This is a genomic window from Bacillus swezeyi (genome assembly GCF_030908325.1).
Lineage (GTDB): Bacteria > Bacillota > Bacilli > Bacillales > Bacillaceae > Bacillus > Bacillus swezeyi.
In genome coordinates this window covers 3,886,710-3,903,870 of sequence record NZ_CP133085.1, presented here as the reverse complement: position 1 = coordinate 3,903,870, position 17,161 = coordinate 3,886,710, and the positions used below count along the sequence as shown (strand labels likewise).

Annotated in this window: 15 protein-coding genes and 1 pseudogene; 14 read left to right on the top strand and 2 right to left on the bottom strand. The window is 41.5% G+C overall.

Translation table 11 applies throughout. The features are described 5' to 3' along the window. Positions 1 to 6 precede the first annotated feature (6 nt). Together uvrA and RBH91_RS19575 are read left to right on the top strand one after the other, a co-directional pair. Positions 7 to 2,880: an excinuclease ABC subunit UvrA gene (uvrA, locus tag RBH91_RS19580; RefSeq protein ID WP_076761104.1), complete on the top strand. Its 2,874-nt coding sequence runs from the start codon at positions 7 to 9 to the stop codon at positions 2,878 to 2,880. A gap of 140 nt (positions 2,881 to 3,020) precedes the next feature. Further along, positions 3,021 to 3,404 carry a VOC family protein gene (locus RBH91_RS19575; RefSeq protein ID WP_076761103.1) on the top strand — a complete coding sequence of 128 codons (384 nt, stop codon included), beginning with the start codon at positions 3,021 to 3,023 and terminating at the stop codon, positions 3,402 to 3,404. 46 nt (positions 3,405 to 3,450) lie between these two features. Here RBH91_RS19575 and RBH91_RS19570 read toward each other — a convergent pair whose 3' ends face one another. Beyond that, positions 3,451 to 3,684, bottom strand: coding sequence for a hypothetical protein (locus RBH91_RS19570; RefSeq protein ID WP_307892626.1), 234 nt, complete (start codon positions 3,682 to 3,684; stop codon positions 3,451 to 3,453). A 227-nt stretch (positions 3,685 to 3,911) separates the two neighbouring features. On the opposite strand from RBH91_RS19570, the gene RBH91_RS19565 reads away from it, so the two are divergent. The 5 genes from RBH91_RS19565 (at position 3,912) to RBH91_RS19545 (ending at position 10,229) form a co-directional block, all read left to right on the top strand. Next, a complete protein-coding gene (locus RBH91_RS19565; protein ID WP_076761101.1) occupies positions 3,912 to 4,238 on the top strand; it encodes a hypothetical protein in 327 nt (108 codons plus the stop codon). 21 nt (positions 4,239 to 4,259) lie between these two features. Beyond that, positions 4,260 to 5,354: a DUF4097 family beta strand repeat-containing protein gene (locus RBH91_RS19560; protein WP_076761100.1), complete on the top strand. Its 1,095-nt coding sequence runs from the start codon at positions 4,260 to 4,262 to the stop codon at positions 5,352 to 5,354. Positions 5,355 to 5,358: 4 nt separating this feature from the next. Continuing rightward, positions 5,359 to 5,556 (top strand): PspC domain-containing protein, encoded by a 198-nt coding sequence (locus tag RBH91_RS19555; RefSeq protein ID WP_076761099.1) that lies wholly within the window; start codon positions 5,359 to 5,361, stop codon positions 5,554 to 5,556. Beyond that, positions 5,557 to 5,916, top strand: coding sequence for a phage holin family protein (locus RBH91_RS19550; RefSeq protein WP_076761098.1), 360 nt, complete (start codon positions 5,557 to 5,559; stop codon positions 5,914 to 5,916). It begins immediately after the preceding gene. A 230-nt stretch (positions 5,917 to 6,146) separates the two neighbouring features. After that, positions 6,147 to 10,229: a lamin tail domain-containing metallophosphoesterase family protein gene (locus RBH91_RS19545; RefSeq protein ID WP_307892625.1), complete on the top strand. Its 4,083-nt coding sequence runs from the start codon at positions 6,147 to 6,149 to the stop codon at positions 10,227 to 10,229. Positions 10,230 to 10,243: 14 nt separating this feature from the next. On the opposite strand, the gene RBH91_RS19540 is transcribed toward RBH91_RS19545, so the two are convergent. Then, positions 10,244 to 11,830, bottom strand: coding sequence for an MFS transporter (locus RBH91_RS19540; RefSeq protein ID WP_307892624.1), 1,587 nt, complete (start codon positions 11,828 to 11,830; stop codon positions 10,244 to 10,246). 221 nt (positions 11,831 to 12,051) lie between these two features. Here RBH91_RS19540 and RBH91_RS19535 point away from each other — a divergent pair. The 7 genes and pseudogenes from RBH91_RS19535 to RBH91_RS19505 all read left to right on the top strand — a co-directional run bounded on the left by RBH91_RS19535 (position 12,052) and on the right by RBH91_RS19505 (position 17,066). Beyond that, positions 12,052 to 12,531, top strand: a pseudogene (locus RBH91_RS19535) (integrase core domain-containing protein). Between the two features lie 204 nt (positions 12,532 to 12,735). Further along, positions 12,736 to 13,389, top strand: a complete 654-nt coding sequence (locus RBH91_RS19530; protein WP_307892623.1) for a YIP1 family protein — start codon at positions 12,736 to 12,738, stop codon at positions 13,387 to 13,389. Between the two features lie 24 nt (positions 13,390 to 13,413). Beyond that, a complete protein-coding gene (locus RBH91_RS19525; RefSeq protein WP_307892622.1) occupies positions 13,414 to 13,758 on the top strand; it encodes an uberolysin/carnocyclin family circular bacteriocin in 345 nt (114 codons plus the stop codon). Between the two features lie 72 nt (positions 13,759 to 13,830). Then, complete coding sequence (locus RBH91_RS19520) at positions 13,831 to 15,525, top strand: hypothetical protein (RefSeq protein WP_307892621.1); 1,695 nt, start codon at positions 13,831 to 13,833, stop codon at positions 15,523 to 15,525. Then, positions 15,522 to 16,229, top strand: a complete 708-nt coding sequence (locus RBH91_RS19515) for an ABC transporter ATP-binding protein (RefSeq protein ID WP_088117219.1) — start codon at positions 15,522 to 15,524, stop codon at positions 16,227 to 16,229. The genes RBH91_RS19520 and RBH91_RS19515 overlap by 4 nt, the downstream gene beginning before the upstream one ends. Next, entirely contained in the window at positions 16,226 to 16,780 is a 555-nt protein-coding gene (locus RBH91_RS19510) for a stage II sporulation protein M (RefSeq protein WP_307892620.1), read from the top strand. Before RBH91_RS19515 ends, RBH91_RS19510 begins: the two co-directional genes overlap by 4 nt. Continuing rightward, positions 16,770 to 17,066 (top strand): methyltransferase, encoded by a 297-nt coding sequence (locus RBH91_RS19505; RefSeq protein ID WP_307892619.1) that lies wholly within the window; start codon positions 16,770 to 16,772, stop codon positions 17,064 to 17,066. Before RBH91_RS19510 ends, RBH91_RS19505 begins: the two co-directional genes overlap by 11 nt. The last annotated feature ends 95 nt before the right edge of the window (positions 17,067 to 17,161 follow it).

Below are 17,161 nucleotides of genomic sequence, written 5' to 3'. Positions count from 1 at the left end.
TGCAATATGGCAATGGAACGAATTGAGGTGAAAGGGGCAAGGGCCCATAACCTGAAAAATATCGATGTCTCTATTCCGAGGGATAAGCTTGTCGTGCTGACTGGCCTTTCAGGTTCAGGGAAATCGTCTCTTGCGTTTGACACGATTTATGCTGAGGGACAAAGGCGCTATGTCGAGTCTCTCTCCGCATATGCCCGCCAGTTTTTAGGGCAGATGGACAAACCTGATGTGGATGCGATCGAAGGTCTTTCACCTGCTATCAGCATCGATCAGAAAACGACGAGCCGGAACCCCCGTTCAACGGTCGGAACAGTTACGGAAATCTATGACTATCTTCGCTTATTGTTTGCAAGAATCGGAAAGCCTGTTTGTCCGGTACACGGAATCGAAATCACGTCACAGACGATCGAACAGATGACAGACAGGATTTTGGAATACCCTGAACGCACGAAGATTCAAGTGCTTGCGCCGGTCGTATCAGGAAGAAAAGGCACGCATGTGAAAGTGCTTGAGCAAATCAGAAAGCAGGGCTATGTCAGGGTTCGCATCAACGGCGAAATGAACGATCTTTCCGAGGATATCGAACTTGAAAAAAACAAAAAGCATTCGATCGAAGTCGTTGTCGACCGCATCGTCATAAAAGAAGGCGTGACAGCCCGCCTCACAGACTCGCTCGAAACTGCGCTCCGCCTAGGTGAAGGCCGGGTGATCATCGATGTGATCGGCCAGGAAGAGCTGCTTTTCAGCGAGCATCATGCCTGCCCGCACTGCGGTTTTTCAATCGGAGAGCTGGAGCCGAGAATGTTTTCTTTTAACAGTCCGTTCGGCGCTTGCCCGAGCTGTGACGGCCTCGGGGCCAAGCTTGAAGTCGATGTTGAACTGGTGATTCCTAATGGGGAGCTGACGCTTAAGCAGCATGCCATTGCTCCTTGGGAACCGCAGAGCTCACAGTATTATCCGAAGCTTTTGGAAGCGGTTTGCAGCCATTATGGCATCGATATGGATGTGCCGGTTAAAGATCTGCCCAAACACCATCTTGATAAAATTCTTTACGGCAGCGGAAATGAACAAATCTATTTTAAATATGAAAATGATTTCGGACAGGTCCGGGAAAGTTATATTGAGTTTGAAGGCGTGATTCGCAATATCGAAAGACGCTATAAAGAAACAAGCTCCGATTACATCCGGGAGCAGATGGAGAAATACATGGCCAACCAGCCATGCCCTTCCTGCAAAGGCTACAGGCTGAAAAAAGAAGCGCTGGCCGTTCTGGTAGCTGGACTTCACATCGGAAAAATAACGGAAATGTCGGTTACAAACGCCCTGCAATTTTTCCGTGCGCTGGAGCTTTCAGAGAAGGATATGAAGATTGCCAACCTGATTTTGCGTGAGATTGAAGAACGGCTCGGCTTTTTAAATAATGTCGGTCTTGATTATTTGACGCTCAGCCGCGCTGCCGGCACCCTCTCAGGGGGAGAAGCGCAGAGGATCCGTCTCGCGACGCAAATCGGTTCAAGGCTGACCGGTGTTCTCTATATTCTTGATGAGCCGTCGATCGGCCTTCATCAGCGCGACAATGACCGCCTGATTGATACGCTGAAAAACATGCGGGATATCGGAAACACATTGATTGTCGTTGAACATGACGAGGATACGATGCTTGCCGCCGATTATTTAATCGATATCGGTCCGGGAGCGGGCGTTCACGGGGGAGAAGTAATTTCCGCCGGAACACCGGAAGAAGTGATGAACGATGATCAATCACTGACAGGACAATATCTTTCCGGGAAAAAGTTTATTCCTCTGCCGGCTGAGAGAAGAAAACCCGACGGCCGCTTTATCGAAATAAAAGGGGCAAAGGAAAACAATTTGAAAAATGCTTCCGTTCAGTTTCCGCTCGGCGTGTTTACGGCAGTTACGGGTGTATCCGGATCGGGAAAAAGTACGCTTGTAAACGAAATTTTACACAAAACCCTCGCGCAAAAGCTCCATCGTGCGAAGGCGAGGCCGGGGGAGTATAAAGAGATCAAAGGGATTGAGCATCTCGACAAGGTGATTGACATCGACCAGTCTCCGATCGGACGGACGCCGAGATCAAATCCCGCGACCTACACGGGCGTGTTTGACGATATACGCGATGTATTTGCCCAGACTAACGAAGCCAAAGTCAGAGGGTATAAGAAAGGCCGCTTCAGCTTTAATGTGAAAGGCGGCCGCTGTGAAGCCTGCAAAGGCGACGGAATCATCAAAATCGAAATGCATTTTCTGCCCGATGTATATGTGCCTTGTGAAGTGTGCCACGGAAAGAGATATAACCGGGAAACGCTCCAGGTGACATACAAAGGGAAAAATATTTCCGATGTACTCGAGATGACAGTCGAGAATGCAGTGCAGTTTTTTGAAAACATACCGAAGATTAAACGCAAGCTTCAGACCCTTTATGATGTCGGTCTTGGCTATATTACGCTCGGACAGCCAGCAACAACGCTTTCCGGCGGTGAAGCGCAGCGCGTCAAACTGGCATCTGAGCTGCACCGGCGGTCAACCGGAAGATCCCTCTACATTTTGGACGAGCCGACGACAGGGCTTCATGTCGATGATATTGCCAGGCTGTTGGCCGTTCTCCAGCGTTTAGTAGACAATGGAGATACCGTTCTGGTGATTGAACATAATCTTGATATTATCAAGGCGGCCGATTATTTAATCGATCTGGGCCCTGAAGGCGGGGACGGAGGCGGAAAAATTATCGCAGCCGGTCCGCCTGAAAAAGTGATAAAGGTTGAAGGTTCATATACGGGTCGTTATTTAAAGCCAATCATCGAACGCGACAAAAACAGAATGAAAAAGCGGCTTCAGGAGAAAGAAGCTGTCAGGCCTTAAAAAACGAAGCTGCCGACACCGAGTCGGCAGCTTTTTCGAATGCCTGATGCACCGGCGGCTGTTTGTTCAAGATTTTTTTATTGCTCTTTCAAGAAATAGCTGTTATAACGTAAAAACAAGGCATGAAAGGGATGGTGTGAATGAACATCGACCGCATTGATCATCTCGTTTTAACTGTAAACGACATGGCGGCCTCATGTGATTTTTACAGCACGGTTTTAGGAATGAAAGTGGTCACTTTTGGCGAGGGGAGAAAAGCGCTGCAATTTGGCCGCCAAAAAATCAATCTGCATGAAGCGGGAAAAGAATTTGAGCCGAAAGCTAAGCGTCCGCTCCCCGGTTCTGCAGATCTATGTTTCATTACGGATGTTGGCCTTGATCATGTCATCCGCCATCTAAGAGCCAACCGGATTCAGATTGAAGAAGGACCCATAAGGCGCACAGGGGCGACGGGGCCGATCCTCTCTATTTATATCAGAGATCCTGATGAAAATCTTATAGAAATTGCAAACGATGTCAGCTAAAAGCCGCATGCTGTCTCGGCTGGCGGCAGCGCAAAATGAAAAAAGGCTAATCTTGCTCTTGCCTGCCGATTTGTTTAGTCACCTCAATCAGGCTGTTTAAAATGTGTGTACTGCTGCTGCTCAGCAGAACCTTTAAGTAGCGGATTTCATTGGAAAGCGGAGGAGCGGGGTTGATCGCTTCCAATCGGTTAATGATCTCCTGATTCACCTTTTTTTGTTCCTGAATCAGTTCAAGAAGCTTTGGGGTTGGTGATGCGTATTCATCCGATTTTTGTTTCATAACGCTCCCTCCTTTTTATACTAGCTTTCCCACATATTTTAAAGGGTTATAAAAAAAGAATCTATTCATAAAATCTAAAAAAATCAATTTGCGAAGATTGACGCATGCCCATCGAATGAAAATGAAACCAAACGGCTATGATACACGTAAACTTGAGTATAAGGTCATTGTCCATTAGACTCAGGGAAAGTTTAACATTGACAAGCTGGTACAGGAGAGTGGTATGAATGACTAGAAACAACGCGCTGATTTCTGCAATTTGTTATTTTAGCGTTTTTTTTGCCCCGCTTATTTTGCCTATCGCTGCGTATTTTATAACAGATGATCAAGAAACGAAAAAACATGCGCTGCGCTCGCTTATATCGCATATTATTCCGTTTATAAGCGTAGTCATATTGGCAGCCGGAGCGATTAGCGGTACGATTATCTTTAATGACAGCGGTTATTTGGCGTTTATGTCTATTTTCGGCGGCTTCATTTTTTTCGGGATCATCAGTTTGATCATTGTTATCTGGAATGTCGTCCAAGGGATTAAAATGCTGACTCAGGCATAAAAGAAGAACGGGGGAGCTTTCATGAAAAATGAAAAAGAACGGATTTTAAAACTCGTTGAAACAGGCAAACTGTCGGCGAAAGAGGCGCTGATTTTAATCGAAAAACTTGAAGAAGACTACAGGCAGACTGAAAGCAAGGTGACGGCCTTATCAGAGGATGTCCTTGATTCAGATCAGTTTTACAGCGAAAAAAAGCAAGAGCCGAAGCCCTCTATAGGTTCGAAATTGTTTGAATGGATCGATACCGCTGTAAAAAAAGTAAAAGACGTTGACTTGGATTTGAATTTCGGGCAATCATATGATGTCCAGCATATTTTTCAATTCAAGGATGTCGATTTCTCCACTCTTGATATTCAGTTGGCTAACGGCAGCGTCAACCTTGTGCCATGGAACGATGGCGACATTCGGGTCGAGTGCCAGGCGAAAGTGTACCGGACCGAAAATCAAGAGGAAGCAAGAAAGGCATTTCTTCAGCATATCGACTGCGGTGCAGAAGGCGAGAAGTTTACGATCCGTACGGAGAAAAAAACGATGAAGACGAATCTCACCGTCTATATACCAGACAAGGAATACAGCAAAATCCGCTTTAAACTGTTTAATGGTCCCATCAGGGGGGAACATTTAAACGTAAAAGAGCTTGCTGCCAAAACGACAAACGGCGTTTTGTCGTTTTCCGGCCTGACCGCAAAAAAGGCATCATTGGAAACGGCCAATGGACAGATCAAACTCGCCGACCACGATTGCGTGGAGATTGAAGCGGAAACCATCAACGGCTTGATCGATCTTAAAGGTTCATGTGAGGCTCTTGATCTGCAAAGCTTTAACGGAAATATTGCCGCGACTGTCAAAAGTCCGCATTGCCGTACGGCATATGTCAAAACAACCACCGGCAGCATCGAATTGAACGTTCCGCGGGACTGTTCCGTGACAGCGGAGCTGAAAAGCAATTTAGGTTCTCTGTCTAACGATCTTGCAGATGCGGAAATCTTGAAAGAAAAAAATGAGACCATTCAAAAAGAAATGTATGTAAAAGCAAATCAAAATCATGATCACAATATGACAGTGTTTTTGGAATCGAAAACAGGATCGATCCATTTAAACCATACACAGGAGTGATATAATGAAAAGACTATATCGATCCGAAACAGACAGGAAAATCGCCGGGGTCGTTGGAGGACTGGCAGAATATTTGAATTTTGATGCCTCATTGCTGCGAATCATCACGGTTCTGTTGTTTATATTTTCGACGGGAATTCCCGTGGGGCTGATTTATATCGTCTGGGTGTTTCTCGTTCCGAATGAAGGAGACGTCAAATAGATGATGAGATGGATAATAAGCGTTCTTGTTAACGCCCTTTTATTAATCGTAATTGCCGGTTATTTTGATGCGGTTCACGTCAGAAGCATCGGTGCTGCCATTACGGCAAGTTTGATTTTATCGATTTTAAATATGTTTGTGAAACCGGTGCTGATCGTTTTGACACTGCCCGTCACAGTGATTACACTTGGTTTATTCTTATTTGTGATCAATGCGATCACCTTGTATATGACGGCATCCATTATGGGTGACAGCTTTGACCTTGACGGTTTTGGGACAGCCGTCTTTGCATCCATTGTTCTATCGGTATTCCACTTGCTGATCCAAAAAACGATCATCGAGCCGATGACCAGAAAATAAAAACGCTTGATATGATCATGCTGAGGCTGTCGAGAAAATCTCGACAGCCTTTTTTATATTCAAGAGCATGAATCAGAAATAAAATACCCGTATCTTGTGTTTTGGAGCTTGTAGAAAAGGTTTGGGCTGTTTCTGACACTCGATATCAGAACCCCCGCTTTCTTTTTTTGCCTTCGAGAGGGTTTCATAAAAATGAGATGAAAAGGCAAAATACGAAAGGGAGGTAGACGATGAAAATGAACAGAAACCGCCATACCCTTTTGCTGCTTGCGGCAGCATGCTTTTTGATGCTGCCGTTTCCAATCGGTCATGCAGCCGAAAAACAGCATGTTCAATCTGAAAAGAGCACCCCTGTCATCAGGCATATTCCCGCAGAAAAAAGCCGGCAAGGGGATGATTTGATTTTTCATGCACAAACCGCTGCTGATACTGTTATCCTCTATTACAAACAACATGACGAATTGCCGTTCCGGGCGATTCCGATGGATATTGAACCAGGCAAACAAAACAGCTATATTGCCAAATTGGAGAGCGAAAGATTAACTTCCGACACAATCGTTTATTTTATTGAAGCGCAGACCGGCGGCCGCTCATCCAAGACGAAGCTGTATACGGTTGATATCAAAGGAATGCAGGCTGATGTTCAAAAACTGCCAGAGCTTTTCATTACCGAAGTCGTTGTTGATACAGCAAATACCGGCGGAAAAGACGGTTATGAATTTATCGAAGTTTATAATAATACGAATAAGCCTGTTCATATGAACAATTACAATATAAGATACCGAGATCCCGAAAAAGGAAAGGAATCCGAGCAGATTTGGCCGTTTGAGCAGAATGATATGACGGTTCCTTCAGGAGAGACACATGTGTTCTGGGTTAAAAACGGTTCGAACCGCCATTTGACAGCCGCTGATTTTAACCGCCATTACGGCGTGCATCTCCAGGAAGGCAAAAACCTTTCAGGATTGAAAGGAGGCGGAATGGCCAACAAGGAGGCACGGGAGTTGGTCATCAGCACAAACAGCGGCGAAGATGTTGCCGCCGTCCATTATTACAATGAGCCGGGCCGGACCGATTCAGTCGATAATAAAGCAATACTTTATAAATATCCGCACGACGGAACAAAGCACATGATGAAAATATCAAGCGGAGAACAGAAACCGTCTCCAGGTTCTCTTTTAAAGGGGCAGACGCCGTCAGAAATGGTCGCCGTTGTTCCTGACAGAGAAAAGCCGCAGATCCAGGATATGACGGTTCATCAATCGGCAAAGCCCGGGGAGACGATTCAGCTGTTAGCGGATATCAGCGACAATCAGCAGGTCAAAAACGTGCAGTTCTTTTACCGGATGAATGAAGATGAAGCATTTAACGGAGTAAGTGTCGAAAAAAGCCGGAATGACGGCCTTTATCGCCGTAATATTTATTTTGCAGAACTCATTGGCAAAGAAAAAGTGGAGTATTATATGAAAGCCAGTGACGGAGAACATGTAGTGACGACTGAGAAGAAAAGCATTGCGCTTGAACAGAGCTTTTTGAAAGGACTGCGATTGAATGTGAATGACGGCGGTACTGTGTCCGGAAATACACTGCTGAAAGCGACATCAGAGAGACCGCCGAAAGAAACGAACATTCGGATAGACGGGAAGGAACAAAAAGCCGGTCATACAGCACTTGAAAAAAAAGCATATTTTGCTTTTGACGTCAATCAAACGAATCTCTATTTTAAAAATGCGGTCACCATCGGCAAACGGGTTCATAAAATATTTGACGACTCACGGCGCCGATATGCAACCATCACTGTTCCGGTTTCTCCTGAAGAGTTTACGAAAGGAAAACCCTTTGCCATTAAAGTCCGTTCAGGTACAAAATCAACCCCATTTGAACAATCTTCCGCAGAAAACCGGGATGATTTCCTTTTGAGAAACCCGCGTCTGATTTTGGCCGATGGCACGGTTATCCATGATGAACGCTATAACGACGCAAAAGCAGAGCTTCCTGTCGGAGACAACCCGAATGCAAAAGAATGGTATGAATTTCACTTTTCCCTGCCGGACAAGAGCTTTCAGTCGCTTGCCGTTAAGTGGAATACGAATGCCTGGAAAGAAGGTGCACATACGATTGAAGCAGAGAATGCAGAAGAGAGAGTGATACACAAGGTAACGGTTGATAACACGGGACCTGAGATCAAAGCTTCTGTCAAAAACGGCAAAACGTATAAAGGGGCATTTATGCTTGATGCAGCCGTTACGGACAAGTGGAGCGGGGTCAATGAAATAAAGGCCTATCTTGACGGCAAAAAAATTGCGTTGCCTTACTCAGCATCTTCCGCCGGCTTGGATCACGGCAGACACGTTTTGAAGATTAAAGCAGCTGACAGCGCTGGAAACATTTCGGTTCTAAAAAGGGTTTTTTATATCGAGGAAGAACAGCCGCACAAGCCTGAACAAGCGAAAGTGAAGGCCGGCAGCAGACAAGCAAAATTAGCTGTCCGTGTCAAAGATCCGACAAAGGACAAGATGAATGTTTCTTTCTATCAAGGGTATCAATATGCCGCAGGGGATGAAGAGCATGTCAAAGTGTCAGCTAACGAAAGCGATACAGAGCCGCCGCGACGTTTTGCGATAAATGGTGAAAAGACGCTGACAAAAGAGGAGCGCGGCAGAATGTCTTCTCCTGACGGAAAAGGTTTTGAAACAGTTTCGACCGCCCGGTTTCCCTATCATCGCTTTGATGTAAAGGTCGATGAACACGTCGGGAAACATGACAATGTGGAAGTCGTATGGCGAGGAAGCTCTCTACCTGGGAGAAGAGTGTCAATGTTCGCCTGGAACTACAAAAAAAAGCAGTGGGAAACGCTGACTTTTCATATCGCAAAGGATGATAAATCTTTTACGCTTAAGGGAAGCGTAAAGTCTGCGGACTTTGTCCGCGATTCACGAGCCAGCATCATCATGCAGGATCAGATTCAGCTTTCCCAAGATGACTATACATTGATCTGGATGTCCGATACCCAGTACTATTCGGAAAGCTATCCACACATTTTTGAAAAACAAGTCAAATGGATCGCCGAACAGAAAGACAAGCTGAAAATTAAGTATGTCTTTCACACAGGGGATCTTGTTGATGAAGCGGATCAGCCGATTCAATGGAAGCGTGCCGATCAGTACATGAAAGTGCTGGATGATCATCGGGTGCCGTACGGTGTGTTGGCGGGAAACCACGATGTCAGCCATAAAGACCGCTCTTATGTGAAATACGGTCAATACTTTGGGGAAAAGCGCTTTAAAAACAAACCTTTTTACGGAGGCTCATTTCTTAATAACAAGGGGCATTATGATTTAATTTCCAGCGGCGGCAATGACTATATTATGCTGTCCATGGGCTGGGGAATCGGAAAACAAGAGTTGCAGTGGATGAATGATGTGCTGAAACGCTACCCTGACCGAAAAGCGATTTTGGCATTTCACGAATTTTTGCTGGTCTCGGGAGGCAGAAGTCCGATTGGCGAGAGGATATTTGAGCAGGTGATCAAACCGAATCAAAATGTCATCGCCGTTTTAAGCGGCCATTACCACAGTTCCAACTTAAAAGTCGACAAGCTGGATGATGATGGAGACGGTCAGCCGGATCGAAAAGTTTATCAAATGCTTGCCGATTATCAGGGCGGCCCTGAAGGCGGCCAAGGCTATATGAGGATTTTTCATGTCGACCCAAAGCATGACACCATTCATGTCAAAACCTATTCGCCGTATCTGGACGACTATAATTTCTATGATCCCCATCAATACGGTCCAATAGATGAATTCAGCATCAAAACAGATCTGAAACCGCGGAGGAAAAAAGTCAAAACCGACTATTTTGAACTGAATGTTTTTTCGAATCGCCAGATTGGAAAAGCAAAAAAAGTGAAAAGCGGAAAAACAGCCTCTGAGACCTGGAAGGATTTGAACCCGAATACCGCCTATTTTTGGTATGCGGCAGCTTCAGATCAATACGGCGGAAAAAGCCGCTCTAAGATGTGGAGGTTTATGACAAAGCAAGATGATATTGATGTATTTTCCGGTGATAAAGGATCTCAGACAGCCTTCGCACACCGAAAAATGAGCGGAGGCACTGAGGCCGGCGGCGGACGGTCACCAGCCCCTCCGGCCGCAGATCTTCAATTAGAAAACCTAGAAGCACGAATGTTGCGGCTGAAGCAGCTCCCGGCTTTAATCAGTGCCTTGAAAAGCTCTTTTACGTATGCAGAAATCGGCTTTATACTGGTGCTCATCATGCTGCGTCATCGTTCTAAACACTTGTTATCCCGATGAGGGGACAAGTGTTTTTATTTTGACAAGTCCCGGCTTCGAATAGATGAAGACACTGCCTGTTTCTTTCTGTATACGGCTAATACCGTGATGGCGGCAATCACAGCAGCGGACAGGACCGCGGCAGTTAAGTAAAGGTTTCCGAAACCTGTGCCGATGCTGTCGTGGATTGCTTCCTCAATGAGTTTTTTCACTTTTGGATCTGGAATTTGGCCGAGCATGTTTTCGAACTGCGATCCATTTGTGCCCTCGCCTGAAAACGCCTGAAAGGGAATGCCTGCCTCCTTTAATTTGCTCGTGATATGACTGCCGATATTCTCATATCCCGCTGTGATAAATCCGGCGTAAAGCGCAGGGGCTAATGTCATCCCCATCTGTCTGACAAGCGACAATGTTCCGAGGGCTGTTCCGTAATCTTGTTTTGCCGCCTCTGATACGAGCATGTTTAAAGGCGCTCCTAAAAGAAAGCCAAAACCGACGCCGGCGATCACGCTGGCTAAGACGAATTCCCATTTCTCCGTTACCCAGACGGACAGCATGAAGAATCCCAAAAATGAAATAGCTCCCGACAGCAATGTCGCCTTGACCGGTCCTTTTCTATCGGCGAGCATCCCGCCCAGACCAGCTCCAATCCCTGAAGCGAGTGCGAGCGGCGTCATCCAGTATCCTGCTTTTTCAGGAGCGACATGCAAATATTGTTCTGCATATGAAGGAATAAAAATAACCGCCGCTAAAAGACCTCCTGATAAAAACCCGATAAAAAGCGTCCACTGAAACACTTTATTTTTCAGCAGGCTGTAAGCGAGTATCGGATCGCCGCCTTTCAGCTCGACGCGTTTTTCATAAAAAAACAGTCCCGTAAACAGAACAAGGCCGATGATGAGGAAAAGGAAGACTTGCGGATCAGTCAGGCCGGCGAGTAATTGTTGGCCATTTAGATTCGTTATTCCGTACATCACAGATAAAATCGACAAAGACAAGATCACGGTACCGGCCATATCAAGCGGTTTTGCTCGGGCTGCTTTGGTTTCGATCATAAACGGAAAGCTCAGTGCGATCAGTCCCGCGGCAATCGGCAAGTTAATCAAAAACAGCCAATGCCAGCTTCCGGTGAGATCTAAAATAAAGCTGCCGATATTTGGACCGAGCACTGCTGCGATCCCATTCATCGCACCTAAGAGGCCGAGTGCCGTTCCTTGTTTTTCTTTTGGCAATGTCGTGAGAATGTGAGAGCTTCCGATAATAAAAATTCCGCCGCCGCCAAGTGATTGAATCAGCCGCGCCAATAAAAACATCGGGAAGTTCTGGCTTAGTGCAACGAGCAGCGAGCCAATGCCAAACAGCAATACTTCAATGATAAACAGCTTTTTGCGTCCGTAGCGGTCCGATAATTTTCCAACAATCGGAACACTGACTGCCAAGCCGAGCGTATAAAGCGTAATCCCCCAGGCCCCCCATGAAGGCGATACTTGAAAGGATTGATTGATAGTCGTTAGTGCGGCTGAAATGATGCCGTTGTCTAAGGCAGCCATAAACACTCCAATTGTAAACAGAAAAATGGCCCGCTTCTGGTTCGCCTCATGTTTCAACAAAGCTTTGGACATGTATTTTCCCCCTTATTTATTAATTTAGAATAAATAATTCATTCAGAGTTAACTATTTTTATCATCCTTGAAAAAACTGGTTTTGTCAAAAGGAATTTTTCATCAAAAAAAGCTGCACCGGCATCGGGGACTAACCCCATAAGATGAGACAAATAAAAAACACCTTAAAATTTGAAAATGGATAGTTGTTATTCGAAATAAGACGTGGAGGTGTTTTTTCTATGGGGACAAGAGTGAGTTATCCGGTTGAAGTCAAACGGAAGGCTGTAGAAATGAGATTGGCAGGCGTTCCTATGAAAGAGATCACGCAGGAATTGAATATCAAGAATAAGACGCAGGTTCAGACACGGGTGAGGTGGTATAAGGCTGGGGATACACACCGATTCGAACAGCCTTCAGTTGCCAACACTGCCTAAGAACTGCGTGTTACATAGCGACCAAGGTTCTGTGTATACATCTTACGAGTATCAGAAAGCTGTTAATATAAAAGGCATTACCATGAGCATGTCCCGCAAAGGGACGCCCGCTGATAATGCCTCCATCGAATCGTTTCATTCCTCACTAAAGTCTGAAACGTTCTATCTTAACAGCATTGATCGAACTACGACCGCCATCGTAGAACGCACTGTCAAAGAATACATTCATTATTATAACAACATTCGTATTAAACGAAACTAAACAACCAATCACCGGTAAACTAGCGGCAATTGGCTGTATAAAGGTGTTTTGATCCCTGTCTCAAAAACAGGGATCAGTCCCAGAGGCACTCTTTTCGATTTTTACGAAACAATTCAACCTTAAATTTACCTTATAAATAAAATTCCATCTTGAACAAACATTGGAAAATATGATACATTATTTAATAGAATTAACAAAAAATACTTTTGTTTATATAAGGAGCATTTATGGATAACAAACACAACTTTATTACTCTCATACATCATTTCATATTTTCTCCTAAGGACTTTCTTTCAATCAAGTATTCTAGTGATAAGAATTATCGTCATTCTTGGTTTGTCTTCCTAGCTGTATTGAGTCTGTTTTTAGGCTTTTATTTAGCTATCTTCCCAACACTCAATACCTTGATTAATAATTCATTTCAAGACAATGGAATTGATTATACAACTGATATGAATACACTCATTATGATTATTACATTAGTATTAGGTATTATTCAATTTACCTCGATGGTTCTTGTAAGCTTTTTTATTATACATATTATTGGGATATTAATTGGCGGGGCCGCTACAGCCAAAGAATTTTTCCCTAGTTTTATTTATTCAATCATACCCATAGGCATCAAATTTACAATACTCATTATTTTTTCTTTCTTTTTAGGTAGTGATTTCGCCTTTTCAGTTATTTACCCAAATTCTCAACAGCCACTAGATATTATCTTGAATATCATTATCGACCCTTTCTTTTGGTGGTCTACCATTCTAGGGTGTATTGCCTTAAAAGTAATACATCAAATTTCTTATAAAAAAACCATCATAATCATTAGCATTACAATGTCTTTAGGTATTATTTCTCTTTTTTCAACCAGTTTATTTTTATAAACTGAAAGGAGGTGAAATTTCAAGATGAAAAATAGCAATCTTTTTAAAATTGCAAGTATTGCAAGTGTAATTTCTCTCTTTGCCATTGCTACTTTCCTTATGGGCTCTTCAGAAGGTATTGCAGGTTTAGCTTCTATTGACTTTAGTTCAGGTAATCAGTTCGCTTTAGACCTTGCAACAAACCTAGGAATTAGTAAAAAAACAGCCTATGTAGCAATCGGTGTTATTATGACAACAGGTGATGTATTAACAATTCTCAGCCTATTGGCTGTTGTTTTGGGCGGAACTGGTCTAATTACAGCTGCAATGGTAGCTACAGCGAAAAAGCTAGCTAAAAAATACGGCAAGAAATATGCTGCTGAATGGTAAAATGATCAAATGGAAGAGGTTGAGGAGTATAATTATACTCCTCCTTATTTTCGTTCTAGGAGGAATATACACATGCTCAACAAAAGGGTTCTCATTGCAAACTTTAAACTGACCTATAGACGAACTTTAAATCGCTTGATTTATTTTTTTCCATCAAGCGAAAATTTACTTAAATCAAATAAAATTCTAGTTGTCTTTGCGCCCTTTTTCTTAGTGTATCTATTTATTCTATATAAAGCCTCACAGACTCTTTTAACTGGAGTTCCCGAGCATTTTCTAACTCTAGGTACTAACTTTATCATTCTCTTTTTTGTTTTGAATATATTAAAATCATCGACTGATATCATACATCGATATGTATATCCAGAAGATTTTCTTCTTCTCCATACTTTAAAAACGGATCCAAAAAAAATTTTATTATCAAGGTTCTTCACAACAATTTTTCTAAACATCCTGTTTAAACTAACAGTAGTGTTATTCCCTATACTCTTTTTTATAAATTTTTCTACACATGATCGTATATATCTTTTGTTATCATTTCCATCATTGCTAATATTTATTTTTGGACTGACAAGTCTTTATTCATCGCTTACATACATCGTCTATTCTAAATTTCTACATAACATTTTAAATTCACGATCAAAAAGCTTGTTATCCCTTATAGGAATTGCCTGTTTATCTGCCATCTCAACTACTTTTCTTGGCTGGATTGGACTTAATTATTTTTATCAAAATGATCTCCTTGAAGCTATTGGCAATTTCATATATCTATTTAAATTAGATACGATATTAACCACCAATTGGCTCCCTACAAATTGGTTTTTACTTTCAACAAGTGATGTACATTTATTTTTTATATGTTCTATAGGTTATATTGCTTTAGGTTGCCTTTTCGTCTTTATTACCTTTCATTTAATTTTGAAAGCATTGATTATAAAAGAAGCAGTACCTAATAATCTTTTGCCAAAATTAAAACCAATCAAGTTGCCTTTTTTAAGTTTCTTACAAAAGGCCTTACCACGGCAAAATATTGCTATTCTAAAGAAAGACCTTACTGCATTATTAAGAGCTAATTTTACAATAAAAAAACGACTGGTACTTTCCATTAATATGATTGCAATAGAACTAGGTGTATTAATAGGTCTTAGTTTAAATCAAATGTGGTTTGATTTCTCTGATATCTTTGTTATCTACCCAATTTTATTTGCTGTGACTTATAACACATCTTTATTAGGGGAGGGATTACTTGGCGTAACTTCAGCAGATGCAGAGCGTGAGAACCTTTATGTTTATAAGAGTTCGGGTGCTTCTATTTTTAAATTGATCGCAGGAAAATCTTTATTGCACTTATCTGTGATTCTTATTTTAATGAATACGTTATATCTATTTATCTTATTGTTATTCAACTTAGATATTATGACGCAATTTATATTGTTCATCATGATTAACTCCATCAGTCTTATCATAGGTGCTGGGCAAATTATTGGAACATTTCTCTATCCTCGTTTAGATTGGGAGAACTTTGAAGACATTGGTTCATCTGTTAAAGCATCATTTTTTGAACATACTATTCTTGGAGTGTTACTGGCATTTTACCTTCAGTTGTATGGTATCACAGGCGTTCTCGTTACATTTGATATTATTAATAGGGGAATATTCTTTTTAATCATTGTGACAGGTACCATTTTATTTGTTATAGGTATTGGATTCTTTTATTACTTTTGGATTAAAAGAATAGGAACGAAAAATTGGGAGATGAAAACATGAACATTGAAAATGTGTCTTTCAAATATAAAGATAAACTGATCCTTGAATCTATTAATTTAAAGATAGAGAAAGGCAAAGTGTACGGCTTACTTGGACCAAATGGAGCTGGTAAATCAACTCTTTTAAAATGTATCCTTGGTATAGTGAAACCTTACGAAGGTAAAATCACTATCAAAGGAGAAACCTTAGAATCTGAAAGATCCTCTTACCTTAAATATATAGGATACGTTCCAGACGCACCTTTTATCTATCATTATTTAACACCTAGAGAGTACCTTGAGTTTGTTGCTGATTTACAAGATGTCCCTTATGAGATTAAAAATGATAGAATAGACCTTTTGTTAAGTCAATTTAACTTGAAAGATAATGAAAATGACATGATATCTACATTTTCTTTTGGTATGAAACATAAGTTATCTGTTGCAGGAGCCATACTTCATGAACCAGAAATATTAATATTAGATGAACCATTAGGTGCATTTGATCCTCCCACTACAAAGATGATGAAAAGTTTTCTCAAACGTTATGCTGAACAGGGGAATACTGTCATCATGTCTACACACCTTGTAAACATAGCACAACAACTATGTGATAAGGTTGGAATACTGATTAATGGTACTTTAGTTAAAGAATATAATCACCTTACAGACATAAAGGATTTTGAAGATTTGATTATAAGGGATATGGATACGATACTAAAATGAAGGAATTAATAAAGAGAAATAAGCGTATACTCTATATAGCAAGCTCCTTTTACATAGTGGGTATAGTTCTTGGTGTGATTTTTAACAATATTCTACCTAGCCTTAGTCAAGATAATGTTCAAAATATCACAGTATTAGGTTATTTTACACACAATTTTGCAGCGAATTTATTTCTCATTTTTTCAATGTTTACATTTGGAATTTTAACATCTATCTTATTACTATTGAATGGCTTCTTAGTCGGTCTATCTTCTTTACATAGTATCACCGACCATGGAAACGATATCTTATTTATATTAACTGCTTTGGTTCCTCACGGTATTTTTGAGATTCCCGCAATGATTTTGTCGGGAGCACTTGGTTTCAAATTGTTAGATTTCGTATATATGAAGATAAGGGGTATTTATTTTTCAAAAAAACAGTTTTTACTAGATTCTTTGTACTTTGTTATTATACTATTTTTATTGACATTACTTGCTGCTGTTACAGAAGCATTAATAACGCCTTATTTACTTAACAAATTAACATTAGGAGGCTCTTATGTTCTTTAATAAAAAGCAGATAGATAAATTACTGGATGATCATACAGAAGAAGAACAAAAAGAAACGAAAAGTAAAGTTAATACTTCATTTATAATAGTATTTTATTTTTCAATACTACTATCAATCTGTACTTTCTTTTTTGATTATAGGTACTTTTTGATTGCTTTGTTTGGCCCGACCATTTTAGTAACTTTTATATCTCCACCTTTACAATTCAAAAAAGGTATTTATAGAATTTTTTCGGCTCTTTATTTAATACTTTTAATTACAGTTACCTTCTTTTGGTTAAAGTAAATGATTAATTCTCAATCAAAAACGTCCTTAATGAATGTTTTTTTTATATCGTTTAAATTAATAATTTGAATTATTTTTTGACATGTTCCACCCCG